We start from the raw sequence: 21997 nt of genomic DNA on the forward strand, positions 1-21997 counted from the left end.
GCTGTTGCGACGCAATAGCCATAACTGGCTCGGTACGCGTAGCCGTAGCCATAGGCGTAATCATAGCCGTAGCCGTAGTCGTATCCGTACGGGAAGCCATATCCGTAAGGGTAACCGTAGGCGCCGGCCAAGCCGAGACCTATCCCAGTTCCAGAGCGGCCACTCCAAACCCGCTTCCGCGCCAACCGCCACCACGCCACCCGCCGCCACCAAATCCGCCGTGGAAACCGCCGCCATGAAAGCCACCGCCGCCGAAGCCTCTGCGCGCAGAAGCAGCAGTCGGTGTAAACGACATGGCCATAACCGCAATTAATGTGATCAGGGTTTTTCCTAAGCATTGGACTTCGTTCGCATCGTTCTTGCCGCGTTTGAGATAGGTCTTCAGGTTGTGTGGCCAAGCGCCTGTAGCTCCGCGGTCGGCTCCCCTCAACGTGGTTTGCCGCGCCAGCGGGTCCGCTTCGTGCCATCACCGGAAGTCAGTTGATTTCTCGATTCCTTCGTCGGTGCATTCTCCCCTTGCCAAGCGTCTCGGCTCTATAGGCCAGAGGCCCGCGAGGTTCTCGTTGAGCCACTATGTCGGCACGATCGTGCCTATTTTTGGGTTGACGAGCAAAAGCAAACGTAACCTAATCAATGCCTTAAGTAATCCTCCTACCAGGAGGCCTTCTTGAACGAGCTCTCGGGCTACATATTCTCGTCGCTGCGGGAGAGCGACTTCGCTCTATACCGGGGCACTGGCAACGGCTTGACGCCGATCCTGCTTGTTGCCGCGGAAGAAACCTCGCCCGGTTGCGTCGAGCGGCTCGAACACGAATATGCGCTCAGGTCCGAACTTGGCGCCGACTGGGCGGCGCGCCCCGTGGCACTGACGCACGATAACGGCCGAATGACGCTGGTGCTTGAGGATCCCGGCGGTACGCCGCTGGATCGACTGCTTGGACAGCCCCTGGACGTATCGCATTTCCTGCGCATCGCGATCCCGCTCGCGGGCGCGCTCCGCCATGTGCATGAGCGTGGCCTCATCCATAAGGACATCAAGCCTGCGAATATCCTCTTTAACGAGGCAAGCAGTGGCGTGTGGTTGGTGGGGTTCGGGATCGCATCACGCGTGCCGCGTGAGCGCCAGGCGCCAGAGCCGCCGGAGACTATCACCGGCACCCTCGCCTACATGGCGCCGGAGCAGACAGGCAGGATGAACCGCTCGGTCGATTCCCGAAGCGACCTGTACGCGCTGGGGGTCACCTTTTACGAGCTGTTGACCGGCGCGTTGCCCTTCACCGCCGCTGACCCAATCGAGTTGATCCACTGTCACATCGCGCGAGAGCCAGTCCCGCCGCACGAGCTTGCAAGCGCGCTGCCGGATCCGCTCTCGATGATCGTCATGAAGCTTCTCGCGAAGACAGCCGAGGAGCGTTACCAAACCGCAGCAGGAGTCGAGGCGGATTTGCGCAAGTGCCTCACCGCTTGGGAGTCGTTCGGGCGGATCGAGCCGTTCCCGCTTGGCCTGCAGGACGCGTCGGACCGGCTGATGATCCCGGAGAAGCTGTATGGACGCGAGGGCGAGATCGCCACCCTGCTCGCTGCCTTCGACCGTGTCGTGAAGCATGGCGGTTCGGAGCTCGTTCTGGTCTCTGGCTACTCGGGCATCGGTAAGTCGTCGGTCGTCAACGAGTTGCACAAGGTCATCGTGCTGCCTCGCGGTATCTTCATTTCGGGAAAATTCGATCTGCGCCTCAGGGACACCCCCCACTCGACATTGGCTCAAGCGTTTCAGGCGCTGATTCAACAGCTGCTGAACGGCCACGCGGACGACATCGCCCGCTGGCGAGACGCGATCAAGGAAGCTGTCGGCAATCAGGGCCGTCTGCTGACCGACCTCATTCCCGACCTCGCTCGACTGATCGGCCCACAGCCGACCATAGCGGTCCTCTCGCCCGTCGATGCCGAACTGCGGTTTCAGACCGTGTTCCAGCGGTTCGTGGGCGTATTCGCCAGGGCGGAACACCCGCTTGTCATTTTCGTCGACGACCTGCAATGGCTCGATCCGGCTACGCTGACGCTTATCGAATATCTTCTACTCCATCCCGACACGCGTCACCTGTTGCTCATCGGCGCATATCGCGACAATGAGGTCGACTCGGCCCATCCGCTGTTGCTCAAGCTGGAGGCCTTGCGCCGGGCCGGAGCAAGGTTGGATCAGATCGTTCTCGGGCCACTCTCGGTCGACAACGTCAACCACTTGCTGTGCGACACCTTACGGCGTGCGCCAGACGAGATGCGGCCCTTCGCTGAACTGGTGCACAGGAGAAGCAGCGGCAATCCGTTCTTCGCCGGGCAGTTCCTTACAAGTCTGGCAGAAGAAGCGCTGGTCGAGTTCGATCCGCGCTCGCGGTCGTGGACGTGGAATTTGGACGCTATCGTCGACAGGAAGTTCAGCGACAATCCGGTGGATCTGATGATCCGCAGGTTACGCCGTCTTTCTCCGGAGGCCCAGGAAGCGTTGAAACTGCTCGCCTGCCTGGGCAATCACGCTGACTTCGCGACCTTGGCAAAGCTGCGCAGCGAATCGGACGAAGCGGTGCATGCAAGCTTTCGCGACGCGGTCCGCGCCGGCGCCGCCGTCCCCCGGGAGGGGGGGTATCGGTTTTTCCATGATCGGGTCCAGGAAGCCGCCTATGCGCTGATTCCGTCGGAAGGTCGCGCCGAACTCCATCTGCGGATCGCACGTCTTCTTGTCGCAGAGACAGAGCAGGAGAGGATCGCGGAGAAGATCTACGATCTCGTCAACCAGCTTAACCTGGGCTCGGCGCTCATTTCCGAGTGGCCCGAGAAGCTGCGCGCGGCCGAACTCAATTTTGTTGCAGGGCGCAAAGCGAAAGCCTCGACCGCCTATGCCTCGGCCTCCAATTACCTCGCAGCAGGCATCGCCATTCTGTCAGACGAAGGGTGGCAAAGATCCTACGACTTGATGTTGGGCCTGTTCCTGGAACGGGCAGAATGCGAGATCCTCAACTCGAACGTCGAACAGGCCGCGGGACTCGTCGAGGTGTTGCTGATCAAGGCGCAATCGAAGATCGATCAGGCCGAGATCTGTCGCCTGCACATGCTTCTTCAATTGAGGCAAGGCAACTACGCCCCGGCGGTGCGCACGGCGCTCGAATGCCTGCGAACGTTCGGCGTCGACCTGCCGGACTCGCCGACGCCGGAACAGATGCGAGCAGAATACGAGGAGATGCGCCTCGCCCTCGGCGATCGCCCGATCGAGAGCCTTGTTGACCTGCCGATGATGGACGACCCGGAGATACGGGCTGTCATGAAGCTTTTCAGTGCATTGGGCGAATTGGCCTATCACGCCGACGGCGATCTGTTCCAAGTGATTTCCTGCTGGATGGTCAAGCTGACCTGTCGCCATGGCACAAGCGAGTACTCCACGATCGGCTACGGCGCGATCGCCGTCGTTCTTGGTCCGGCATTCCATCGCTTCGCGGACGGGGAGGCCTTTGCACGGTTGGCGGTCGCAGTCGCCGAACGATACGGTTTCACCGCACAAAAAGCGGGCGCTCATTTCCTCATGCAAATGGCGGTCCTGTGGACGCGTCCAATCGAAGATGCTCTGACCTGCCTCGAGGCTGCGATCCGATCTGTCGCGGAAACCGGCGAGATGGTCTACGCCTGCTTCAACCGTCAGCATCGCCTCACCGATCTGATGGCGCGCGGCGATCCTCTCGACCAGGTGTGGTTCGAGTCGGCAAGCGCCCTGGATTTCGTCCGCAAATACAAGTTCGGTCAGCTGGTCATTTTGAGCATCCAGGGTTTCGTCCAAAGCCTGCGCGGCGTAGTGGGGAGCGGTGCGCCCCTCGACGAGGCGGCGCTCGAAGCGCGGGTGCTCCGGGGCGGCGTTCCTCTCGTTGCCTGCTTTCTCTGGATTCTGCAATTGCAGCGGCACGTCTTGCTGGGCAACGCGGAGAGAGCCCTTGAGTTTGCAGCCAAAGCGAAGCCGATTTTCTGGTCGGCGCGTCTCAATCTTCAGTCGATGGACTACTGCTTCTATCATTCTCTTGCCATCGCCGCGGTCTTTCCAGCGTCGTCGCCGGTGAGACGAGCAGAGCTTCGCGAGGACCTCATTGGACACCTGGAGTCGTTTCAGCGATGGGCTGAGAGCTGCCCGGCGACGTTCGCGCATAAACACTCCCTGGTCTCGGCGGAATGGGCACGCCTGGAAGGGCGAGACATCGAGGCCATGCAGCTGTACGAACAGGCAATTCGCTCGGCCGCGGAGCGCGGCTTCCTCCAGGACCGGGCGCTCGCGGGCGAACTGGCAGCTCGATTCTATCGCGTTCGCGGTCTAGACAAGGTGGCAGATACCTATCTGGATGAGGCCCGCGACTGCTACGCCCGCTGGGGAGCCCTTGCTAAGGTCGCACAGCTCGACCAGAGCCACCCACGGATCCGAAAACAAGCACCATTGGCCCCGAGGCCGACCATCGAGGCGCCGGTCGAGCAGTTCGATCTCGCCATCTTCATCAAGATGTCGCAGGCCGTGGCCGGCGAGATCGTGCTCGAGAAGCTGATCGAGACGCTGATGGTGATTGCCGTCGAGCATGCCGGGGCCGACCGCGGCCTCCTGCTTCTTCCGCACGGCAGCCGATACCGGATCGAGGCGGGAGCGACGAGCGGTCGCGACGGCGTCAGGGTCCGTCTTGTCGAAACGCCGGTGACGCCTTCGGAATTGCCCCTGCTGATCCTTGAGCAAGTCATCCGCACTCAGAGCCCGGTGATTCTCGATGATGCCCGAGAACAGAGCATGTTTTCCGAAGATGAATACATGAGCTGCAAACGGGTACGGTCGCTGCTTTGCCTGCCGTTGCTGAAACAGGCCGAGCTGATCGGCGTCCTCTATCTCGAAAACAGCTTGGCGTCGCATGTGTTCACGCCGGGGCGGATCGCGGTGCTCAAGCTGCTCGCCTCACAGGCGGCGATCGCGCTAGAGAACGCCCGTTTGTACCGCGACGTCGCGGAACGCGAAGCGAAAATCCGGCGCCTGGTCGATTCCAACATCATCGGGATCTTCATCTCGAGCGGGACGGGTGAAATCATCGAAGCCAACGACGCGTTTCTCAGGATGGTGGGATACGACCGGGATGATGTCGCCGCCGGCAACATGCGCTGGAACGGTTTGACGCCGCTGGAATGGGGCACCAGCACCGCCAGCGCCCTGGAGGCAATGGATAAGACCGAGGCGGTCCAACCATATGAAAGCGAGTACGTGCGCAAGGATGGTAGCCGCGTGCCCGTGCTGATCGGTTCGGCCGGATTCGACGAACAGCGAGATCAAGGTGTGGCGTTCGTGCTCGATCTGACCGAGCGCAAGCGGGCAGAAGAGGCGCTGCGGCACATGCAGATGGAACTGGCGCACGCCAACCGCGTCGCCACCTTGGGTCAGCTCTCGGCCTCGATCACCCACGAAGTGAAACAGCCGATCACAGCGGCAATCACATACGCGTTAGCCGCTCGGCGTTTCCTGAGCGCGGAGCCACCGAATCTTCGCGAGGTGGATAACGCGCTCTCTCTTATTGTCCGGGAGGGGAATCGCGCAGGCGAGGTCGTCGCGCGAATCCGTGCGCTCATCAAGAAGGCGCCCGCCCGAAAAGACGCCGTAGAGATCAACGATGCCATCCTCGAGGTTATTGCTCTCACCCGTACGGAGGCCGCAAACAATAGCGTCTCGGTGCGGACGCAGTTGGCGGAGGGCTTGCCGCATGTACAGGGAGATCGGGTCCAGCTGCAACAGGTACTACTTAACTTGATCATCAATGCCATCGAAGCGATGCGCGCCGTCGGCGAAGAGGAGCGGGTATTGCTCATCATCACCCGTAACGAACCGGATGGCGTGTCAGTCGAGGTGCAAGATTCGGGTCCAGGCTTCTTCGCACCGGCGGCTCTCGAGCGCCTGTTCGAAGCTTTCTACACCTCGAAACCGGACGGATTGGGGCTTGGGCTGTCGATTTGCCGGTCAATTATCGAAACGCATAACGGACGATTGTGGGCGAGCCCTAACGTACCACGTGGCGCTATCTTTCGTTTCACTGCGCCGGCTCATCCGGCCGCGGCATCGTGAGTGGAATGCCGCTTCGGATCCACGACGCGGCAGACGTCGGGTTTACCAGGCATCCTGATCATCGGTGTTGAGTCGCGCTTTACGCCAGCGAGGAGAAGCACAACCATTCCAGCGCGTGCGGTTGAACCGCCCGACCAAGCGGAATGCGATGACGTCAGCCATGTACGTAGCTCTCGCACGTGTCTTCAACGAGGTAGCGCATAACGAGAACATGCAGGTCGTCCTTTGGCACGGCGCGGGAGATTCGTTCTGCGCGGGCAACAATATCGAGGAGTTTTTTCAAGAATCCTCGGGTGCCACGCGAGCCGCCACGGGCCGGCCTCATGCATGTATTGGTCAACTTCGAAAAGCCATTGGTCGCGGCGGTCCACGGCGCCGCAATCGGTGGCGTCACCACTATGCTACGCACTTCGACTTCATTTACCGCGGACGTGAGTACGAAATTACAGATGCCCTTCATCAATCTTGCTACTTGACGGCGGTCTCCACGGTGACCCATAGCCAAGTGCGATCGCCTTGCATCGCAAAAACGTTGCCACGTCGCAAAGGGCGGTCATAATAGCGCAGCGGACGCAACATGAGCTACCGATTACCTCGCGAGGCCCCGATTGCCCTTCTACTTGGGTCCTAATTTCCGCTTGGTTCTGTCACAGCTGGAACTTGTACTAGCCGATTCGCTCCGTGGAGTGCCGGGCCTTTCAGATCCCGGCAGAGTCAGATGGAACGCGTCTCGAGCATCAGCCGCGATGGTCGCTCCACGCGCTATCGAACAGCGATGACGCGACATCACGCGGCGCCTTCTTGTTCACCACTACAAACTTCATTGTGTGAACGGGTATCTCACCGGTCCCTGTCTTGCGGTGCGTTGCGAGCTCGGGCGTCATCGCTCGCACCGGGTAGTTGGGTCATTAGCGCGTCGAACGCCGTCCTGCATGCATCGCTTAGCTCGGCGTTCTTCTTTCTGAGACAGGACGTTATCTCATCAGCATTGGGAATAAACGCACTGCAAAGTCTGAGTGCACGGGTGTGCATGCGATGCGTTGTTCCAGTGTTCCTTGTGAAAACGAAGGGGCGGGCGACACCGTCGCGGACAATAGGGTTAATAAGATGCTCCACGACGCCGAGCGAGCCAACCGGAGTATCATCCATATCTTCTGGCATTTCACGCTCATCGAGGACCCGCCATCCGTCGTCCGGAGTTGATACCCGACATCTTCATGGCAGATGAAAATACACTCTTGCCGAAGCCTGTGCTTGTAGCGAAACGTTCTTTGGGAGCTTTCGACCCCGCTGCGTTCTTTTTGCTTTCCCTTCGGGCAAATATCTCATTGATCGGATGCGCAGTGGCACGCGGTACCCAGCTTCCTGCTTAGGATCGGATGTAGCATTTTTGGCGATCCGAACTGCAGTCTTTGACCCCTGCGTTGGTAGTCGGCCTTGAGGGTGAGCGCCCATAAACCTTCGTATCGTTCCGTGACCCCCTTTGGATGCCCGACGGTTTACCTACGTTCAATTGAGCCGTTGATCGCGATCGTCTTAAGTTACATCCCTTAGAAACGCGCAAGCTAATGAAATGCGACGGCAAAAGGATGATCGACGAACAGCGACGATAATTCCAAGAGGAGACCATAATGCCAAACTGCTCCGAAAGTCCTAGATCCGGCAGAGCCGCGCGATGCGCAGTTTGTGATGGCAAGTTTGGTCTCGTCCGGCACTACTCGTGGCGAACCCCGCTTTGTTCCAAGACGTGCCTCGGTCGCTTCAGAGCTCGCAGGGAGAGTGATCGCAATTGGTTGCTCTGGCTCCAAATTACCTTGACCCGGACGTCAGAGAACCGCGCGGGGTCTCTATGACCTTCCAGATCTCACAACGAGGCAAGAAATACCTAAGGACAGCACAGGCCATGCTCCACGCTGCTCAAGCTATGACCGACCGAGCGATTGCGGGTCAGCTTAAGGCCCTTGCCGACGAATGCAAGCGGGGAGCTGAGCAAGATTCTCATGCAGATGCGGTTAAAGCATTCGCGCGATCGGCTGTTAACGCTGAAGGTGTGCGGGGTCGTTTTTATCCCTTCGTTATCGCCCGCAGAGCGTCAAAACTGAGGCTGATGTCTTAAATTGATATGAGATGATTTCGTCATCCTATGTGTTGCCGACAGGCCCTTTAGCTTTGCCGCCTCCATATTGAATTTCTATGCGCGATCAGCTCTGCTCGGTATCTGCAGACTCTGAACGTTTGCGAGTAAGCGGTCAGCTCTGTTGCGGGAGCCGACGGGCAAGATCGTGGTTGATCCTCAGCATCTTGGACATTCGCCGTCGACATTGCTGACGTCGTCAGTCGCCGTCGCGGCCTTTCGCTCTTCGAATTGGCTCGTGTCCGGCTTGGTCGCACTGAAAATGTCGTTTGGAGGCTTGATGTACGAGTTCATCGCGGGTCAAACCCACGCGGCGCCAGACTGGAGCGGTGGAGTGCTTGCTGCATGGCGTTGATTCTCCTCCAATCAAAGCACCACGCATCCCCCAGACTGCATCAAAAGTGATGGTGTGGAACGGCCCTTCGAACCGGCATCAAAAGTGCCTAACGTGGTCGCTTCGAGAGGCGCCACAAGGGAAGGACCGTTCCAATGGAGAAGATTATCACAGTAGGTTTGGATTTGGCTAAGTCGATCTTCCAAGTGCACGGGATCGGCGACGACGGGAGAGTATTGGTTCGCCGCATGTTGCGACGATCGCAGGTGCTGCCATTCTTTCGAGCGCTCCCCTCTTGCAGCGAGGAAAGTCAGAAGATCCGCGCGATACTCGTCGCGAGATCCCGGCTCGTCGCCATCCGTCGTGATATCGAGAACCAGGTCCGCAGTCTGATCAAAGAATACGGCTTGCTGTTCCCACGCGCGATCGGACTGTAGTTCCGCAATCAGGTCCGTGAGCTATTGGGCGAAGATCATCAGCTCCTCGGTGTGATCGCGCCGCTTCTGTCGATCCATGAGCAGATCTGTAAGCAACAAAGCAAGTTCGACAACGAGGTCCGCGAGTTGGCGAAGTCGGATGAGACGACGCTTCGTCTGATGACGGTTCCTGGTGTCGGCGTGGTGACGGCTTTGACGTTCCGCCATACGATCGATGACCCGTCCCGCTTCCGATCGGCATCGACTGTTGGCGCCTATCTGGGTCTTACACCTCGGCGCAACCAGTCTGGCGAAACGGACATCAATGGCAAGATATCTCGATGGGGCGACCGGCTCCTCCGAACCTACTTGTTCGAGGCCGCTACCGTACTTCTTTATCGGACAAAGAAGTGGTCTTCCCTCAAGGCCTGGGGCATGAAGCTCGCCAAGCGGATCGGCATGAGGAAGGCAAAGGTCGCCATCGCCCGAAAGATCGCAGTCATCCTTCACTGCATCTGGGTCGATGGCACATCCTTCGACTGGGGGCAGCCGCAGCCGGTCTGATATTTGCTCGAAAGTTCCTGGTCCGGTCTGCCGGACTGGCGACGTCCCGCTGGGACGGTGTTGAGGCGACCTCGTTCATTCGGCTGGTGGCGGCTCGATCGTACTCCGCTGCAAACGTTGAGGCGTCCGACCCGGACATCATCATGAGGCGCTACGCGACCTCGGAAAGGACCATGACCCCAGCGAAGACATCAACCAGTCAGGGCGATCCAATGCCTGGCCGGCAAAGTACGTATCAGCCGCGCTCGCGCCGTCTCCGCAACCCTGAACCAGCTCCGACGGCGCGAGCACTACCACCGTGCGATGGGCGAATTCAGAAATGTAAAGCTTGACAACAAACCGCAATTAAAGGGCCGAATGACAAGCGACAAGTCCCTCAGCGATCTGGCCGCGACGTACAACCCGCGCATCCGGGGCTGGATCAACTACTACAGTCACTTCTATCCGACGCAGTTGCGTCCAACCCAGAAAAGGATCGATGCCTATGTCATCTGATGGGGTCGCCGCAAATACAAGCGGATGGTCCAGCGGACCAAGGGCGCGAGAGACTGGTTCGATCGGCTGCGCCGCGCGAACCCAACACTCTTGCCCATTGGACACTATGCAACGGCAACGGCCGAACAAAGCCGTATGAATCGAGAAGTTCACGTCCGGTTCTGGGAGGGCCCGAGGGTGAAAGTCCCTCGGGCGGGTCGTCAAAATGCGACTTGGCGGGACCGGCAGCTATTGGCGCAAAGCGTCGGTCGCTTAACGGATGTTCCATAACGATGGTTAGGCAAAGACACCCAGGTTATGCTCCTGCGGCAAATCCGATCTGCCCCGGCGAGCTTCGTCTGATGGCTCAAATCATATCGGTTGTAATTGTTGGCGCCGGCTTCCTTGACCACGATCCAGGTATGGACTGCGAATATGCCGCGCCACCGCACGGTCCGTGCAGCAAATACCCGGATCAATGCTTCGGGGTGGGAAGACGCCCGCGGGCAGAAGACCAGCGCCTGAACGATCCGCCGTTTGCCAGTTGCCTCGCGTGTCGGCGAACCAATAGTAACGCCCGGCAGATATTCCGATCGGCACAAATACCAACAGTAAGAAAGCGATCACGGATCTTCTCAAACTCGCATGCCCACCAGCGCTACCCACCGGAATATAGTCCCACTTTCTGACCGTGCCAGCTGAGTGCCTGTACCTTCCGCAGATCGCGTAAAGTTGCGGGGATCTCGCCGTAGAGGACGCCTTTCAGAATGCTTGGCGCGAGGAAGGCCAGCCGCAGTTCACCCCGGATGACCTTGGGATGGAGACCTGCCGCGACGGCCAGATCCTCGACCGACGCGAAACGCCCGCTTGCGAGGTCCCGCTGCCAAGCGTGCACCCGAGCCAAAGACTGGAGCACCTTCTGATCTGGCTCCTTTGCGGATGAGCCTGGAACAATGTGTGTGCTACCGGCCTGCCGCTTGGTCCAGGGTATCTTGATCGCCTCGATCGAGGACTCTTCTACGAAAGTAAGGTCTAGGGAGCCGTCCCTTATGACGGCGCGGTCGATCAACGACATAATTGCATTGACCGGCATATCCTTATTCGGCAGCCGTTCTCGAATTGCCTGCTCGACAAGTGCTTCGATCTCAGGCGCAGAAACCCGGGTCACCGATCCGGCCCTGTGCTTGCGCCCTCGAAGAGCGGTGCTGACATAGAACCAGTAGCGCACCCCCTTTTTGCTGGAGAAGCTCGGACCCATGCGGTTGCCCTTGTCATCGAAAAGCTTGCCTTGCAGCAGGGCCCCCCCTTGGGAGTATGCGACCTTTCGTTTGACCGTGTTCGATTTAAGCTGCTCCTGAACCCGATCGAAGGTTTCGCGGTCTAGAATAGCTTCGTGCTCTCCTTTGAACCATTTGCCGTTGTGATGGGTTTCCCCAATGTAGATCCGGCTCTTGAGCAGATAGGCGAGGGGACCGTAGGTGAAGGGAATGCCGCCTTGATACTTCGTCACTTTGGTGTTCCGACGCCTGGTGACGATCTTCCCCCGGTCAAGCTCGACCACTAGCTTGCTGAACGAACCCAGCTCCAGGTAGAGCCGAAAAATTTTGCGAACGGTCTCGGCGCCGGATTTGTTGATGACGAGCTTCTTATCCTTTGCATCGTAGCCGAGCGGCACGGTGCCCCCCGTCCATTTGCCCTTACGCCGACTGGCGGCCACCTTGTCCCTTACGCGCTCAGCGGACAGCTCCCGTTCGAACTGTGCGAAGGAGAGCAGGACGTTCAATGTCAATCGGCCCATGGAGGTGGTGGTATTGAATTGTTGGGTGACGGCGACAAACGAGACTGATTTCGCGTCGAAGGCCTCGACCAACTTTGCGAAATCCGCAAGCGAACGGGTGAGGCGGTCGATCTTGTAGACCACGACCACGTCGACTCTGCCGACTTCGATATCGGCCAGCAGCTTCTTGAGGGCGGGGCGGTCGAGGTTACCTCCGGAATAGGCCGGATCGTTGTACTGCTGAGGCAGAGCCTTCCAGCCCTGAAACGACTGGCTATTGATGTAGGCCTCGCAGGCCTCTCGTTGGGCGTCTAACGAGTTGAACTCCTGCTCAAGCCCATGCTCGGTCGATTTCCGGGTGTAAATCGCACAACGGAGTGGCTTTGCACTATTTGCCATCGGTGACCTCCTGACGAGTGTCGCGGCGAAGCCCGAAAAACCGTGGGCCGTTCCATCTTGTGCCGGTTATGGCACAAGCGATCTCGGAGAGGCTGGCGAACACCGTGCCCTGGTAGGCAAAGCCGTCGCCCGTCACGGTGACGCGGTAGGTCTTGCCCTTCCAGGTCCGGACCAACTCGGATCCCGGCTTGATCCTCTGAGGGAGTTCCAGACGACCACTGGGTTTCGCGGCGGCGGCCCGCACCATCTGATCGAGCAGTCGTTTCAGCGATGCAGGAATGCCACCATAAGCCTTTTCCTGAACCTTGTGAGCGATGCTTCGGCGGAGGAGGTCGGGACCGAAGGCTTTCGGTGGTTCATTCCGAAAAAGCTCGAGGTAGCGCTTCCGCAGTTTGGCTATGGGCATTGTCGACAGCCGATCCAGCTCTGCCTCAACCGCGGGATCGGCTGTCACCAGTTCGCTCTCGGATTTCACGACGCCGCGCCCGATTTACCGATCCGGTAGACGCGCGTGCCATCCACCTTCTCTGAAATGAGGTTCAGCTTCAGCTTCTTCTTGATCACACCTGCAAAGAAGCCGCGCACCGAGTGCTGCTGCCAAGCCGTCACCTTCACGATGGCGTCGATCGTGGCGCCCTTCGGTTGGCGGAGGAGGCCAAGCACGGTCTCCTGTTTGGAAGAGCGGGCTGATGCTTCCTTCGGCTTCGAGGTTTCCGTTTTAGTTGGGCTGGCTTCCTGGGCGACCTTCCGCTTCTCGGGGGCGGACCGGTTCGGCTGAGACTTCGGTGATTTTGATTTCGCCTTGGCGTTGCGGGTGACCACACGACTCTCCATCGTTTCAACGACAGCGTCAGGCGCTGCCACTGAGACGAGCCCAGCGAAAGCTGGGCAGGGAGGTCGGGATTGAGTCCGGCATTGGGGCCGGGAAGCAGGTGCAAAGGCTGTAATTAGTCTCCTGCGGCTCACTCATGTCACGCCGTCGCATGCACAGTGCCAGCACACTGACGCTCGGATCGTAGAAGAAGTCGAGCAGATTCTCGAGCAATCTCGTTATCGTCGCCGAATCCGACGGCGCGAACTACCACTTTCGAGGCGCGCGGCTAGACTCTCGCGGAGCCGGGCAAATCCGAGAGGTCCTAAGGCTTTTTTCGCTTGGCCTGTTTGGCTATCTTGCGGCTGGCTGGAAGTGGCGCGGGAGCGCTCGCTCCTCGCGGAACTCTGAGAAATAGCTCTGAAATTTCCGCGCCGAGAGTGGTGGTCAATCTCTCCAAAAGATCGATCGTGGGGATGCACCCGAGTAGGCCCGATCCACTTTTGCTTCATGAGCGAGCGCCTCCTGTGAGACCGCATTCTACGTGGAGTCGCCATAGATTCAACGACACGACACTTGGAAGCAGCGCAAGGTCTGCCACGCATTGTCGTGCGGGGCGTACGCCGAGATGCCGGCTGACGAACCGCCCTACGGCACCTAGAACCCCTCGCTGTTTCCAAGCGCGATTGAAATCCCGTAGCAAAATGTATCTAGCAGGTCATCTTCCCGATCGCTGTCTTTGTCGCCGATCCGAAAACTCTCCACTTGATCAAGCAAGTGGTTACGTGACTTACGTTTATAGGTCGTCACCTTGTTGAAAGCATAGCCTGAGTATTTGACCCGTCCCTGATGCACGTAACCTGACACCGAGATTGCGCGCTCGTCCTTGCCCATCGCAGTCAATTTTGTGTCGATAGCACGTGCACCCATATTCCGTCGGAGCGCTTGCTGAAGAAGAATTGTTCCGGAATTCTTGTCCTCAATCCAAGCGCCGATCGCGCCGTTCCTAGCGCCACACATTCTTGCGAGCTCTTCGAGCCGGTTGAAGACAGACGGCAACCAAGTTTCCAGGGTCGCTCCCTCAATTTGCGCGATATCCCAATCCAAGATAACGAGCGGAAAACCTCGCGCGTAATGATCGATTGCGAAGTAGGTCACGGCAGTTGCGTCGTGGTCCGTGCCAGTTTTTGACGCGGTGTCGATAACAGCAAATACCCCGTCGCAACGGGTCGGATAGGAAGCAGGCCGCCCTTGGTCCAGTAATTTTTCACGGCTGAAGAAGGCCACGCCGGACCAATCGACAAATTCCGCAAGATATTCTTGTGCGTAGACCAGTGGATCGTTGTCTTTGATCAGGTCGGCCTGCAACCTGTCCCTGCGAATAAGCCAGTCTTCGACGCTTTCGCTCTGCAGGCGTTTCGGCAGGAGCGGATTGCCCATGGTTGGCGCATGATGTTCGATAAAGCCGTACTGAGCATCCGTACAGATGTTGTAGAAGAAATTATCGGGATTCTTGCCAGCTGAGTTTGAGCAGACCAACGCTTCACCGCCGAAGTCATAAAGGGTGGGCTTGATCGATTTCTCCCAAATCTCCATGGTTGAGCCGTCGGTCTTGTTATCTCCGTCTTTGGCAAACGCGGCCTCGTCGATAACGATCCGATGATATCGGCGGCCGCGGCCCGCGATCGAGTTTTCCAGTGACCAGAAGTCCAGACGTCCTTCTGTTTTGAATTTCATGACCCCGGCGGTCTTGGAGGTATGCTCGATGAGGCCTGCCAACGCGGATGCCGTTTCCGAATACACTTCTGACCAAGTTTTATGTTGGGGAGAAAACCATGCGCATTCGAACCCTTGGACGAGACCTTCCTTGATCCAAGTCTTGGCAAAATCGGTCTTCCCAAAGCGCCTGCCGCACCGCAGGGCTTTGAAGCGATGGCCGCGGAGAGCCAAAAACGCCTTCACTTGTCCAACATGAAAAGTTCCGAGCGAAATTCGTTTCGGAGGTGTGAGAAGTTTCTGGGCCAACTGAGCCGCGCTCCATCAATTTTTCTCGGTGCTGCCAAGTTGAGCCCACCATTCGATCGCAGCGGCACTCCTTTTTTGTGCAAAGTCGCGTGTCTTAGCTTCGGCCGTTTGCCCCGGGTAATCCGGCAGCCAATCCTCGACCACCACGCGTTGGGTGCCGCTTTTGCTGCGTTCGGCTCTAATCCAGAACTTCAGCACGGCCATCGCCGCGTCGACGTCGCCGCCCGGTGCGCGCCGAGCGAGCATATTCAAATTAAGCTCCCACCCCGGCGTTGTCTTGGCTTGGCCGTTTTCGTGGTGTCGGATCGGAGCATTGAGAACGCCGACGACGACGGCGGCCAAGTCAGCCGGCTGGCGTCTCGGCCGTCCCTTTGGGTTTCCGGAAACTCCGGGCTTGAATCGCGACGCCTTGGGAGGTCTACTGTAACCGATCTCATAGTCAGTCATCACTGTCCTCCTGCGAAGCAGCGAAAGCCTGTGTATATTCGTTGTCAACGAACACGATCTCAAACTTTGCAACGCTGTTTCGCTCCGCGAATTCCTTGAATTTTTGCAGCGTGCGGTCAGCCTTTTTGTCGCCGTTCAAAGACTTTTTCAGGAGCTGGTAGATGATTGCCTCTAGCATCGGCATCTTCGTCGGATGGCCATCCTTCTTAGTATCGACCGGGCTGAGGAGCAGCCGCTCGACTACCGTGAGCGGGGTTTCAACGGGCTTGGGCTTTGTCCTGTTGCGGGGATTGCCGCTTTGCCCGCCCTTCCATCGCTTGCTTTTGGGGGGCCGACGATAGCCCACGTCGTCGTCCGGCGGCTCAGCCAATGGCTGCACTCCGCCTTGACCTGAGGAATGCGAAACTTTCACCCAAGTGACTGTGGGCCTTGCGTCCCGTCATCCGCTGCCAACGTTCGACTGCGGTGTCGACATAGAGTGGGTCGAGCTCTATACCATAGCAGCGTCTTCCGACACGTTCGGCGGCAAGGAGCGTGGTCCCGCTGCCCAAGAATGGATCGAAGATAATGTCGTTACGGTTCGTGGAGTCCTGGATGGCGTCCGCCACTAGCAAGACAGGCTTGACCGTCGGGTGCAGTTCGCGATTACGCTTCGTGCCTTTCCGCGCAAACGCATTGCTGCCGGCATAATTCCAAACGTTCGTTCGGTTGCGCCCGAATCTGCCGAGCTGGATATTGTTGAGATGGGATCCCGAGCCGTTCTTAAAGACAAAGATAAGTTCGTGGCGGGATCGATAGAGCGAACCCATCCCACCATTACTCTTGACCCAAACGCAGAGGTTCAAGAGTTCGCAGCCAGACGATCGGCCGGCAGTGAGGGCTTCGGAGATGTGGCGCCAGTCCATGCAGATGTAGACTAGGCCGCCAGGTACGGTGTGCTGGCAGATGCCTGACAGAGCCCCGGTTAGGAATGCGACGAATTCGTCTTCGGACATCTCGCCGGTTGCCATCGGAAACTCGCGATGGCGGATGGCGCCTTTGCCACTCACATGCCCATCAATCCTGACGTTGTACGGAGGGTCGGTGAAGGTCGCCGAAGCTCTTTCGTCATTAAAGAGACAGGAGAGGGCGGAGGGATCAAGTGAGCTTGCGCAAAGGATCCGATGATCCCCCAGATTCCAAATGTCACCCAGGACCGACACTGGTTGACCGTCCGCAAGTCCGAAATCATCGGCGTCGAGCGACCCGGTTTCTTCAAGTGACTGTATACGAAAGTCGATTTCCGGCAGTTCAAATCCGGTCGCGTCGATATCAAAGCTCAGCGCGAGGTCAGAAAGCTCTTTAAGCTGAACGGCGAGCGTAGCGTTATCCCAAGTCGATCGGTCAGTCAGCTTGTTATCAGCCAGCATGTAGGCTCTAGCTTCGGCATCCGACAGATGATGCAGGAAGATGATGGGTACTTGCGAAAGGCCTAAGTGTTTTGCCGCTTCAACGCGGCCGTGGCCGGCAAGAATGTTCCTGTCTTTGTCCGCGAGCACAGGTGCATTGAAGCCAAATGCATCGATGCTCTTGCCGATAGCCTTAATCTGCGCCCGGCTGTGTTTGCGAGCATTGCGCGGATGAGGTTTGAGATCAGAAATCGGCACGAGCACGATTTGTGGCGAGCCCGCAAGCAAGCCCATCCGATTGTCGTCGTTGTCGGTGTCCATGACGTCGCTTTCCACACTGGCGACGTCAACCTACCAAAATTACTAGGTGAGAATAGGGGACTTGATTTCGGCTTCCTGAATGGGATTGTTGGTCCCTGGGTAACAAGGCGAACCGTTTCTGCGCTTCGCTTGCTCGAGATCGCGCCACCAGATGAATTGTTTGAGGCCAGGCGCGCCAGAATTGTCCCTGACTGCTTTGAAGTAGTCGTACCAGCCATTTAGGGGATCTCCATGCCCGTCGGACCTTCCGCCGCAAGCAAGCCAATAGGCCTGGGCGGCCGCCGCTGCCTCGAGATTCCCGATCCCGGGCACTGTCTTTCTGAAAAAGCGCCACATCACAACGATGCGGGTCGCGCAGAGGGTCCGTGCGTCAAAAATGTTCGGTACCTTTGGCTTTCCGCGTCCGCGCTTTGTTTTTCCACTGGTAGAAACCAATGGGGGTGATAGACGCGCGGACTCTGCCCTCGAAGCCAGCTGCTGCATATCGCGTCGGGTGACGCTGAGCTTGCTCGGACTAGCGGCTAACACCAGCGCACTGATTACTGGAGATTCTAGTTCCCGCGCGATCAACTCTGCCGCTGCAGCAATAGCAGCAAGCCGATCTCGAGCTTGCCGGGTCGAAGGATGTACCTCGTCCACCATTTGATCGTACCGCAGTCCGTCTGACCACCATCCGAGGTGGGCCGGTAACCAACTTGGGGGATCATCTGGTGCAATGAGTTTTGCAATGTCGGTGAAGTTCGGAATTGGAAAGCGGGATTTTCGCACTGGCTAGCTCCTTTGCGAGCCAATGCTACAGGCGTAAAGGCCGGGAAAGCCGTCGATCTAGAATTGAAATGTAAATAAGCTGTTGAAAAAGTCGACGATATCTCAGTTGTCTGGCTTGTCGGCGGAGTTTAGGGCGATTTGCGCAATGTGCGGTTATGGAACGGCCGCCGTGCGAAGCGGACAGTCGCAAACTATTGACGTTAGGTGTGTGCCATGAGCGGGGGTCCCAGTTTTGCGTGTCGCCTCGTGAGACGTGCCGGGACGTCAGTCGGGCAGCCCGGCTTTTCGCAATCCTTCCTCGTATCGCGTTACGTCTTCGGCACGTAGATAAGTCCCAAGGACGCCTTTGAGATTCGAAACACGCAACGCGGGATTTAACCGAAGCAGCCGGACTACCGCCTCATGTGCCTCCTCGGGCCGTCCGGCCGCCGCATTGCTTGCGGCGCTGATGCGTATTCCAGCCTGGAAGTCCGGATTGTCCTGCAATGCCGTTGCGGCCCACGATGCCGCTTCGTCATAGCGGCCGAGGAAAAAATGTGCATGCGCGATCCCGCTTTGAATGTCTACCAGCCACCGACCAAGGGGACTAAGGCGCATGGCACGTGCAAAATGCTCGATGACAGTTTCGGATCTCCGAGCCAGTTTCTCATCCAGCCACTGCAACGCCATGCCTCGGCCAAATTGGAATTGAGCATAAGGGCCGCGATCGACTAGGCCTGTGCCAACGCCGAGGTCACGCACAACAAACGCCAACGCCCATCCGCTGCCGCAGAGTACGTCAGCGTCGTCTTTGCCAAGTTCAAGCGCCCGATGAGCCAGCCTCGACCCTGCGACGGCGCAGGTCATCGGTCGGGTGCGGCTCGCCGGCGCGGAGGACGCACGCGCCGCTATCGCTGCCGCCATGCGCGCATTCCCGGCCTTCTCGCGCACGAGCAAGACCGAACGCATCGCACTGCTGCGGCGGATGCACGCTGCTATCAAGGCGCGTCGGGCGGACTTGCTGGATGCAATCGTCGAAGAGTATGGCGCACCCGTCTCGCGCGCCGGCTTCATGGCTGACCACCCGGCAGATGTCCTTCTCGATATGGCCCGGGTCCTGGAGGATTATCGCTTTACGCGTCGCGTCGGCACGGCCGAGGTGGTGATGGCGCCCTTGGGTGTCGCCGGTCTCATCACGCCGTGGAATAGCGATGCTGGCTTCATTTGCGGCAAGCTCGCGGCCGCAATCGCTGCTGGTTGCACGGCGGTCGTCAAGCCGAGTGAGATGAGCGCGATCCAGACGCAGGTCGTCACCGAAGCGCTGCATGAGGCCGGATTGCCGGCCGGTGTGTTCAACATCGTCACCGGCCGGGGCGAGGTGGTGGGCACCGAGATCACCAGCCATCCCGATGTCGCGAAGATCTCCTTCACTGGCTCGACCGCCGTCGGCAAGGCGATCCTGCGCGCCGGAGCGGAGACGATGAAAAGGATCGCGCTCGAACTTGGCGTAAAGTCTCCCACAGTCATTCTTGACGATGCCGATCTGGCGAAGGCGATTCCGTTGGCGCTCGGTGCGGGCCTCATGAACAGCGGAAAGGCTTGCATCGCTGGCACGCGCATCCTCGTGCCACGGAGCCGGCTCGGCGAGGTGGAAGAGCTTGCGAAGACGGCGATCGGACAGGTCAAAACCGGCGATCCGCGCGATCCCTCAACGACGGTCGGTCCGATGGTCAGCCAGAAGCAATGGGATCGCGTTCAACGTTATATCCGTATCGGTATCGACGAGGGCACGCTGCTTGCCGGCGGCGAGGGCAGGCCAGACGGGCTCGACGGCTGGTTCGTGCGGCCGACGCTGTTCACCAACGTTCGCAATGACAGGACCATTGCGCGCGAGGAAATCTTCGGGCCGGTTCTGTCGATCATTCCCTATGCAGATGACGAAGAGGCGATCGCCATCGCCAATGACACGGTCTACGGCCTGCAAGCGTATGTCCTGTCCGGCAACACGGCTCGTGCGCGACGAGTGGCCGATCGGATCATTGCCGGTCGCGTGCTGATCAACACGCTGGCCCACGAGCCGATGGCGCCCTTTGGCGGTTTCAAGCAATCCGGCATCGGCCGCGAATACGGAGACTTCGGACTCGAGGCGTTTCTTGAGCCGAAATCCCTGCTCGGGCTACATGCCGCTTGACACGCCAAATCGTCAACAATGACGCGACGCGGTCAGCCCGGCTGATATGGAGAACTCGGTGACAGCAACGACTCACGAAATCGACGTCAACAAAACTCGATCTCCACCTTGTCTAGCTCGCATCGATCCGCACTTGGCTACGTGCCAATAAGTCGGTGCCACAAAAGAGCATACGCGGACAGCTGGGATCACGTCCGTTCAAGAATTACTTGAGCAAACTGTGGGATCGTCGCATCGGATTGACAGTTGACGTTCATGCGATGGACCGGTTCCGGTGCCAGTCGCGGCGTCAGATCCAAGGAGCTACAAAATGCGGATCTACAGTTTGGCGCTTTGAACCATTGATTGAGTGATGACCGAGGCTTATGGACAACGGCTTGGCGAAGCACTGCGGGTCGAAAATGCACCGTCGATCGTTACCCGGGTATTGCGTGCAGCTAAAATAGCGGTCACGGAGATTCGATGTGATAATCCGCTGCCGGAAATGTGCGGTCCGCTTCAGCGGGAAGATGCTTTTCTCGTCACTTTGCACCTCCGCGATTCTCCCAATCGCGAATACTGGGAGGATGGCCGCCGGGCGTCGGTGTGCGCCTTGCGGGCCGGCGAGAGTTGTCTACATGACCTGAAGCGAAATCCCGCCGCTCTTCCTAAGGCCTTTCACTGTCTGTTTTTTTATTTGCCGCGTGCGGCGCTGGACGCGATCGCGGACGACGCTAACGCGCCGCCAATTCGCGATCTGAGATATGAACCCGGCGCGGGCGTCAACGACGTCACGATATCCGGCCTAGGAAGCTTGCTGCTTCCCGTCCTCAGCCATCCCGACCAAGCTAACCAGTTATTTGTCGACCACGTCCTGCTCGCGGTCGGGGTGCATGTCGCGCACACCTATGGCGGCATGCGGCCGATGTCGCGGCCGGCGCGGGGTGGGCTCGCGCCATGGCAGGAGCGACGCGCGATGGAAATTCTTCGTGCCAACATCAAGCGCGGTGTGGCACTCAAGGAGGTGGCGCGAGAGTGCGGCATATCAGTGGGTTATTTCTCGCACGCCTTCCGTCGCACGCTGGGAGTGGCGCCGCACAAGTGGATAATTGAGCAGCGCGTCGTGCTCTCCAAGGAAAAGCTGCGCGATGACAGGCTTTCGCTATCGGATGTCGCTATAGAGTGTGGCTTCAGCGATCAAAGTCACCTCACGCGAGCTTTCAGGCAGACGGTCGGCGTAAGTCCGGGCGCGTGGCGTCGGGCACTCAAGAAATAGCAAGCGAGGGGAGTTTCCTTCGGATTGCGTAGGCTGTACCGGGTCGCTCAAAACGGCGGATCGGCTGCCATCGAGCGCGATCCAGCGATCCGGACAACTGGCACAGTAGGTCCGGCTATGGCCGAGCGGCCAGTCGACCTGGATACGACACTGCTGATGCTCTCGCAGCAGTTCGAACCAGTCCGCGATACCGAGACGCGGGCCCGCCGAAGAAGATCCTGCAGAGCCGACAAGACTTTACTCACGACACAGCCTTGACCGGCAAATCAGGCGATTGGCGCCCCCAATCCAACGGTGAGCGGATGTGCAGGATGGCTAGACCTCGGATATAGAGCTCTGCCCGCGGTTGCCTTTTTCAACTGCTGCGGCTCGACCTCGCTCGGGATTGTTTTCAAGGGGGAGAAAGCTGGGGAATGGAGGCGCCGCGCTCAGAAGTGGCATTAGAACCAGAATCGTTCGATCGACGACAGTCCCGTTCAATATTGTGGCAAGCATTCGCGGCACAGTCGCAGTCAAGCGCTGAACAGTTCGCGTCGTCATATGGGTACCTCATGTCCGGAGACGTCAAGAAGGCAATCGAAGCGCCAGCGCCGTCG

General features: G+C 58.7%; 14 protein-coding genes and 2 pseudogenes. 6 read left to right on the top strand and 10 right to left on the bottom strand.

Annotation, left to right across the window (positions count from 1 at the left end):
- The first annotated feature begins 667 nt into the window (after positions 1-667).
- From G6P99_RS12920 to G6P99_RS12935, 4 genes and pseudogenes are all read left to right on the top strand, one after another.
- Complete coding sequence (locus tag G6P99_RS12920) at positions 668-6118, top strand: trifunctional serine/threonine-protein kinase/ATP-binding protein/sensor histidine kinase (protein WP_165128321.1); 5451 nt, start codon at positions 668-670, stop codon at positions 6116-6118.
- 160 nt (positions 6119-6278) lie between these two features.
- Positions 6279-6677: a hypothetical protein gene (locus tag G6P99_RS47620; RefSeq protein WP_414645573.1), complete on the top strand. Its 399-nt coding sequence runs from the start codon at positions 6279-6281 to the stop codon at positions 6675-6677.
- Positions 6678-8882: 2205 nt separating this feature from the next.
- Positions 8883-9566 (top strand): annotated as a pseudogene (locus G6P99_RS12930) (IS110 family transposase); the annotation flags it as partial.
- Positions 9567-9923: 357 nt separating this feature from the next.
- Entirely contained in the window at positions 9924-10061 is a 138-nt protein-coding gene (locus tag G6P99_RS12935; RefSeq protein WP_165128325.1) for a group II intron maturase-specific domain-containing protein, read from the top strand.
- 350 nt (positions 10062-10411) lie between these two features.
- On the opposite strand, the pseudogene G6P99_RS12940 reads toward G6P99_RS12935, so the two are convergent.
- The 10 genes and pseudogenes from G6P99_RS12940 to G6P99_RS12985 all read right to left on the bottom strand — a co-directional run.
- Positions 10412-10667: pseudogene (locus G6P99_RS12940) on the bottom strand (DUF3750 domain-containing protein); the annotation flags it as partial.
- A 31-nt stretch (positions 10668-10698) separates the two neighbouring features.
- Positions 10699-12216, bottom strand: a complete 1518-nt coding sequence (locus tag G6P99_RS12945) for a recombinase family protein (protein WP_165128327.1) — start codon at positions 12214-12216, stop codon at positions 10699-10701.
- Positions 12206-12691, bottom strand: coding sequence for a DUF2924 domain-containing protein (locus G6P99_RS12950; RefSeq protein WP_246709528.1), 486 nt, complete (start codon positions 12689-12691; stop codon positions 12206-12208). The genes G6P99_RS12945 and G6P99_RS12950 overlap by 11 nt, the downstream gene beginning before the upstream one ends.
- Entirely contained in the window at positions 12688-13038 is a 351-nt protein-coding gene (locus tag G6P99_RS12955) for a DUF3489 domain-containing protein (RefSeq protein WP_246709529.1), read from the bottom strand. Before G6P99_RS12955 ends, G6P99_RS12950 begins: the two co-directional genes overlap by 4 nt.
- A gap of 646 nt (positions 13039-13684) precedes the next feature.
- Positions 13685-15052, bottom strand: coding sequence for a hypothetical protein (locus G6P99_RS12960; protein ID WP_165128329.1), 1368 nt, complete (start codon positions 15050-15052; stop codon positions 13685-13687).
- 15 nt (positions 15053-15067) lie between these two features.
- A complete protein-coding gene (locus G6P99_RS12965; RefSeq protein WP_165123029.1) occupies positions 15068-15499 on the bottom strand; it encodes a DUF5681 domain-containing protein in 432 nt (143 codons plus the stop codon).
- Positions 15492-15869, bottom strand: coding sequence for a DUF5681 domain-containing protein (locus G6P99_RS12970; RefSeq protein WP_165128331.1), 378 nt, complete (start codon positions 15867-15869; stop codon positions 15492-15494). The genes G6P99_RS12965 and G6P99_RS12970 overlap by 8 nt, the downstream gene beginning before the upstream one ends.
- Complete coding sequence (locus G6P99_RS12975; RefSeq protein ID WP_246709530.1) at positions 15862-17208, bottom strand: site-specific DNA-methyltransferase; 1347 nt, start codon at positions 17206-17208, stop codon at positions 15862-15864. Before G6P99_RS12975 ends, G6P99_RS12970 begins: the two co-directional genes overlap by 8 nt.
- Positions 17209-17250: 42 nt before the next feature.
- Complete coding sequence (locus tag G6P99_RS12980) at positions 17251-17976, bottom strand: hypothetical protein (protein WP_165128333.1); 726 nt, start codon at positions 17974-17976, stop codon at positions 17251-17253.
- A gap of 264 nt (positions 17977-18240) precedes the next feature.
- Complete coding sequence (locus G6P99_RS12985; protein WP_165128335.1) at positions 18241-18729, bottom strand: tetratricopeptide repeat protein; 489 nt, start codon at positions 18727-18729, stop codon at positions 18241-18243.
- Between the two features lie 100 nt (positions 18730-18829).
- Here G6P99_RS12985 and G6P99_RS12990 point away from each other — a divergent pair, with 100 nt between their 5' ends.
- Both G6P99_RS12990 and G6P99_RS12995 read left to right on the top strand, forming a co-directional pair.
- Positions 18830-20146: an aldehyde dehydrogenase family protein gene (locus G6P99_RS12990; RefSeq protein ID WP_246709531.1), complete on the top strand. Its 1317-nt coding sequence runs from the start codon at positions 18830-18832 to the stop codon at positions 20144-20146.
- A gap of 352 nt (positions 20147-20498) precedes the next feature.
- Positions 20499-21401: a helix-turn-helix domain-containing protein gene (locus G6P99_RS12995; protein WP_165128337.1), complete on the top strand. Its 903-nt coding sequence runs from the start codon at positions 20499-20501 to the stop codon at positions 21399-21401.
- The last annotated feature ends 596 nt before the right edge of the window (positions 21402-21997 follow it).

Source organism: Bradyrhizobium sp. 6(2017), assembly GCF_011058295.2.
Taxonomy (GTDB): Bacteria; Pseudomonadota; Alphaproteobacteria; order Rhizobiales; family Xanthobacteraceae; genus Bradyrhizobium; species Bradyrhizobium septentrionale.

Excerpts from the sequence above, each read along its gene's own strand:
- G6P99_RS47620 (WP_414645573.1), top strand. The coding sequence starts at position 6,279 with ATGTACGTAGCTCTCGCACGTGTCTTCAACGAGGTAGCGCATAACGAG.
- G6P99_RS12935 (WP_165128325.1), top strand. The coding sequence starts at position 9,924 with ATGACAAGCGACAAGTCCCTCAGCGATCTGGCCGCGACGTACAACCCG.
- G6P99_RS12945 (WP_165128327.1), bottom strand. The coding sequence starts at position 12,216 with ATGGCAAATAGTGCAAAGCCACTCCGTTGTGCGATTTACACCCGGAAA.
- G6P99_RS12965 (WP_165123029.1), bottom strand. The coding sequence starts at position 15,499 with ATGACTGACTATGAGATCGGTTACAGTAGACCTCCCAAGGCGTCGCGA.
- G6P99_RS12975 (WP_246709530.1), bottom strand. The coding sequence starts at position 17,208 with ATGGACACCGACAACGACGACAATCGGATGGGCTTGCTTGCGGGCTCG.
- G6P99_RS12995 (WP_165128337.1), top strand. The coding sequence starts at position 20,499 with ATGACCGAGGCTTATGGACAACGGCTTGGCGAAGCACTGCGGGTCGAA.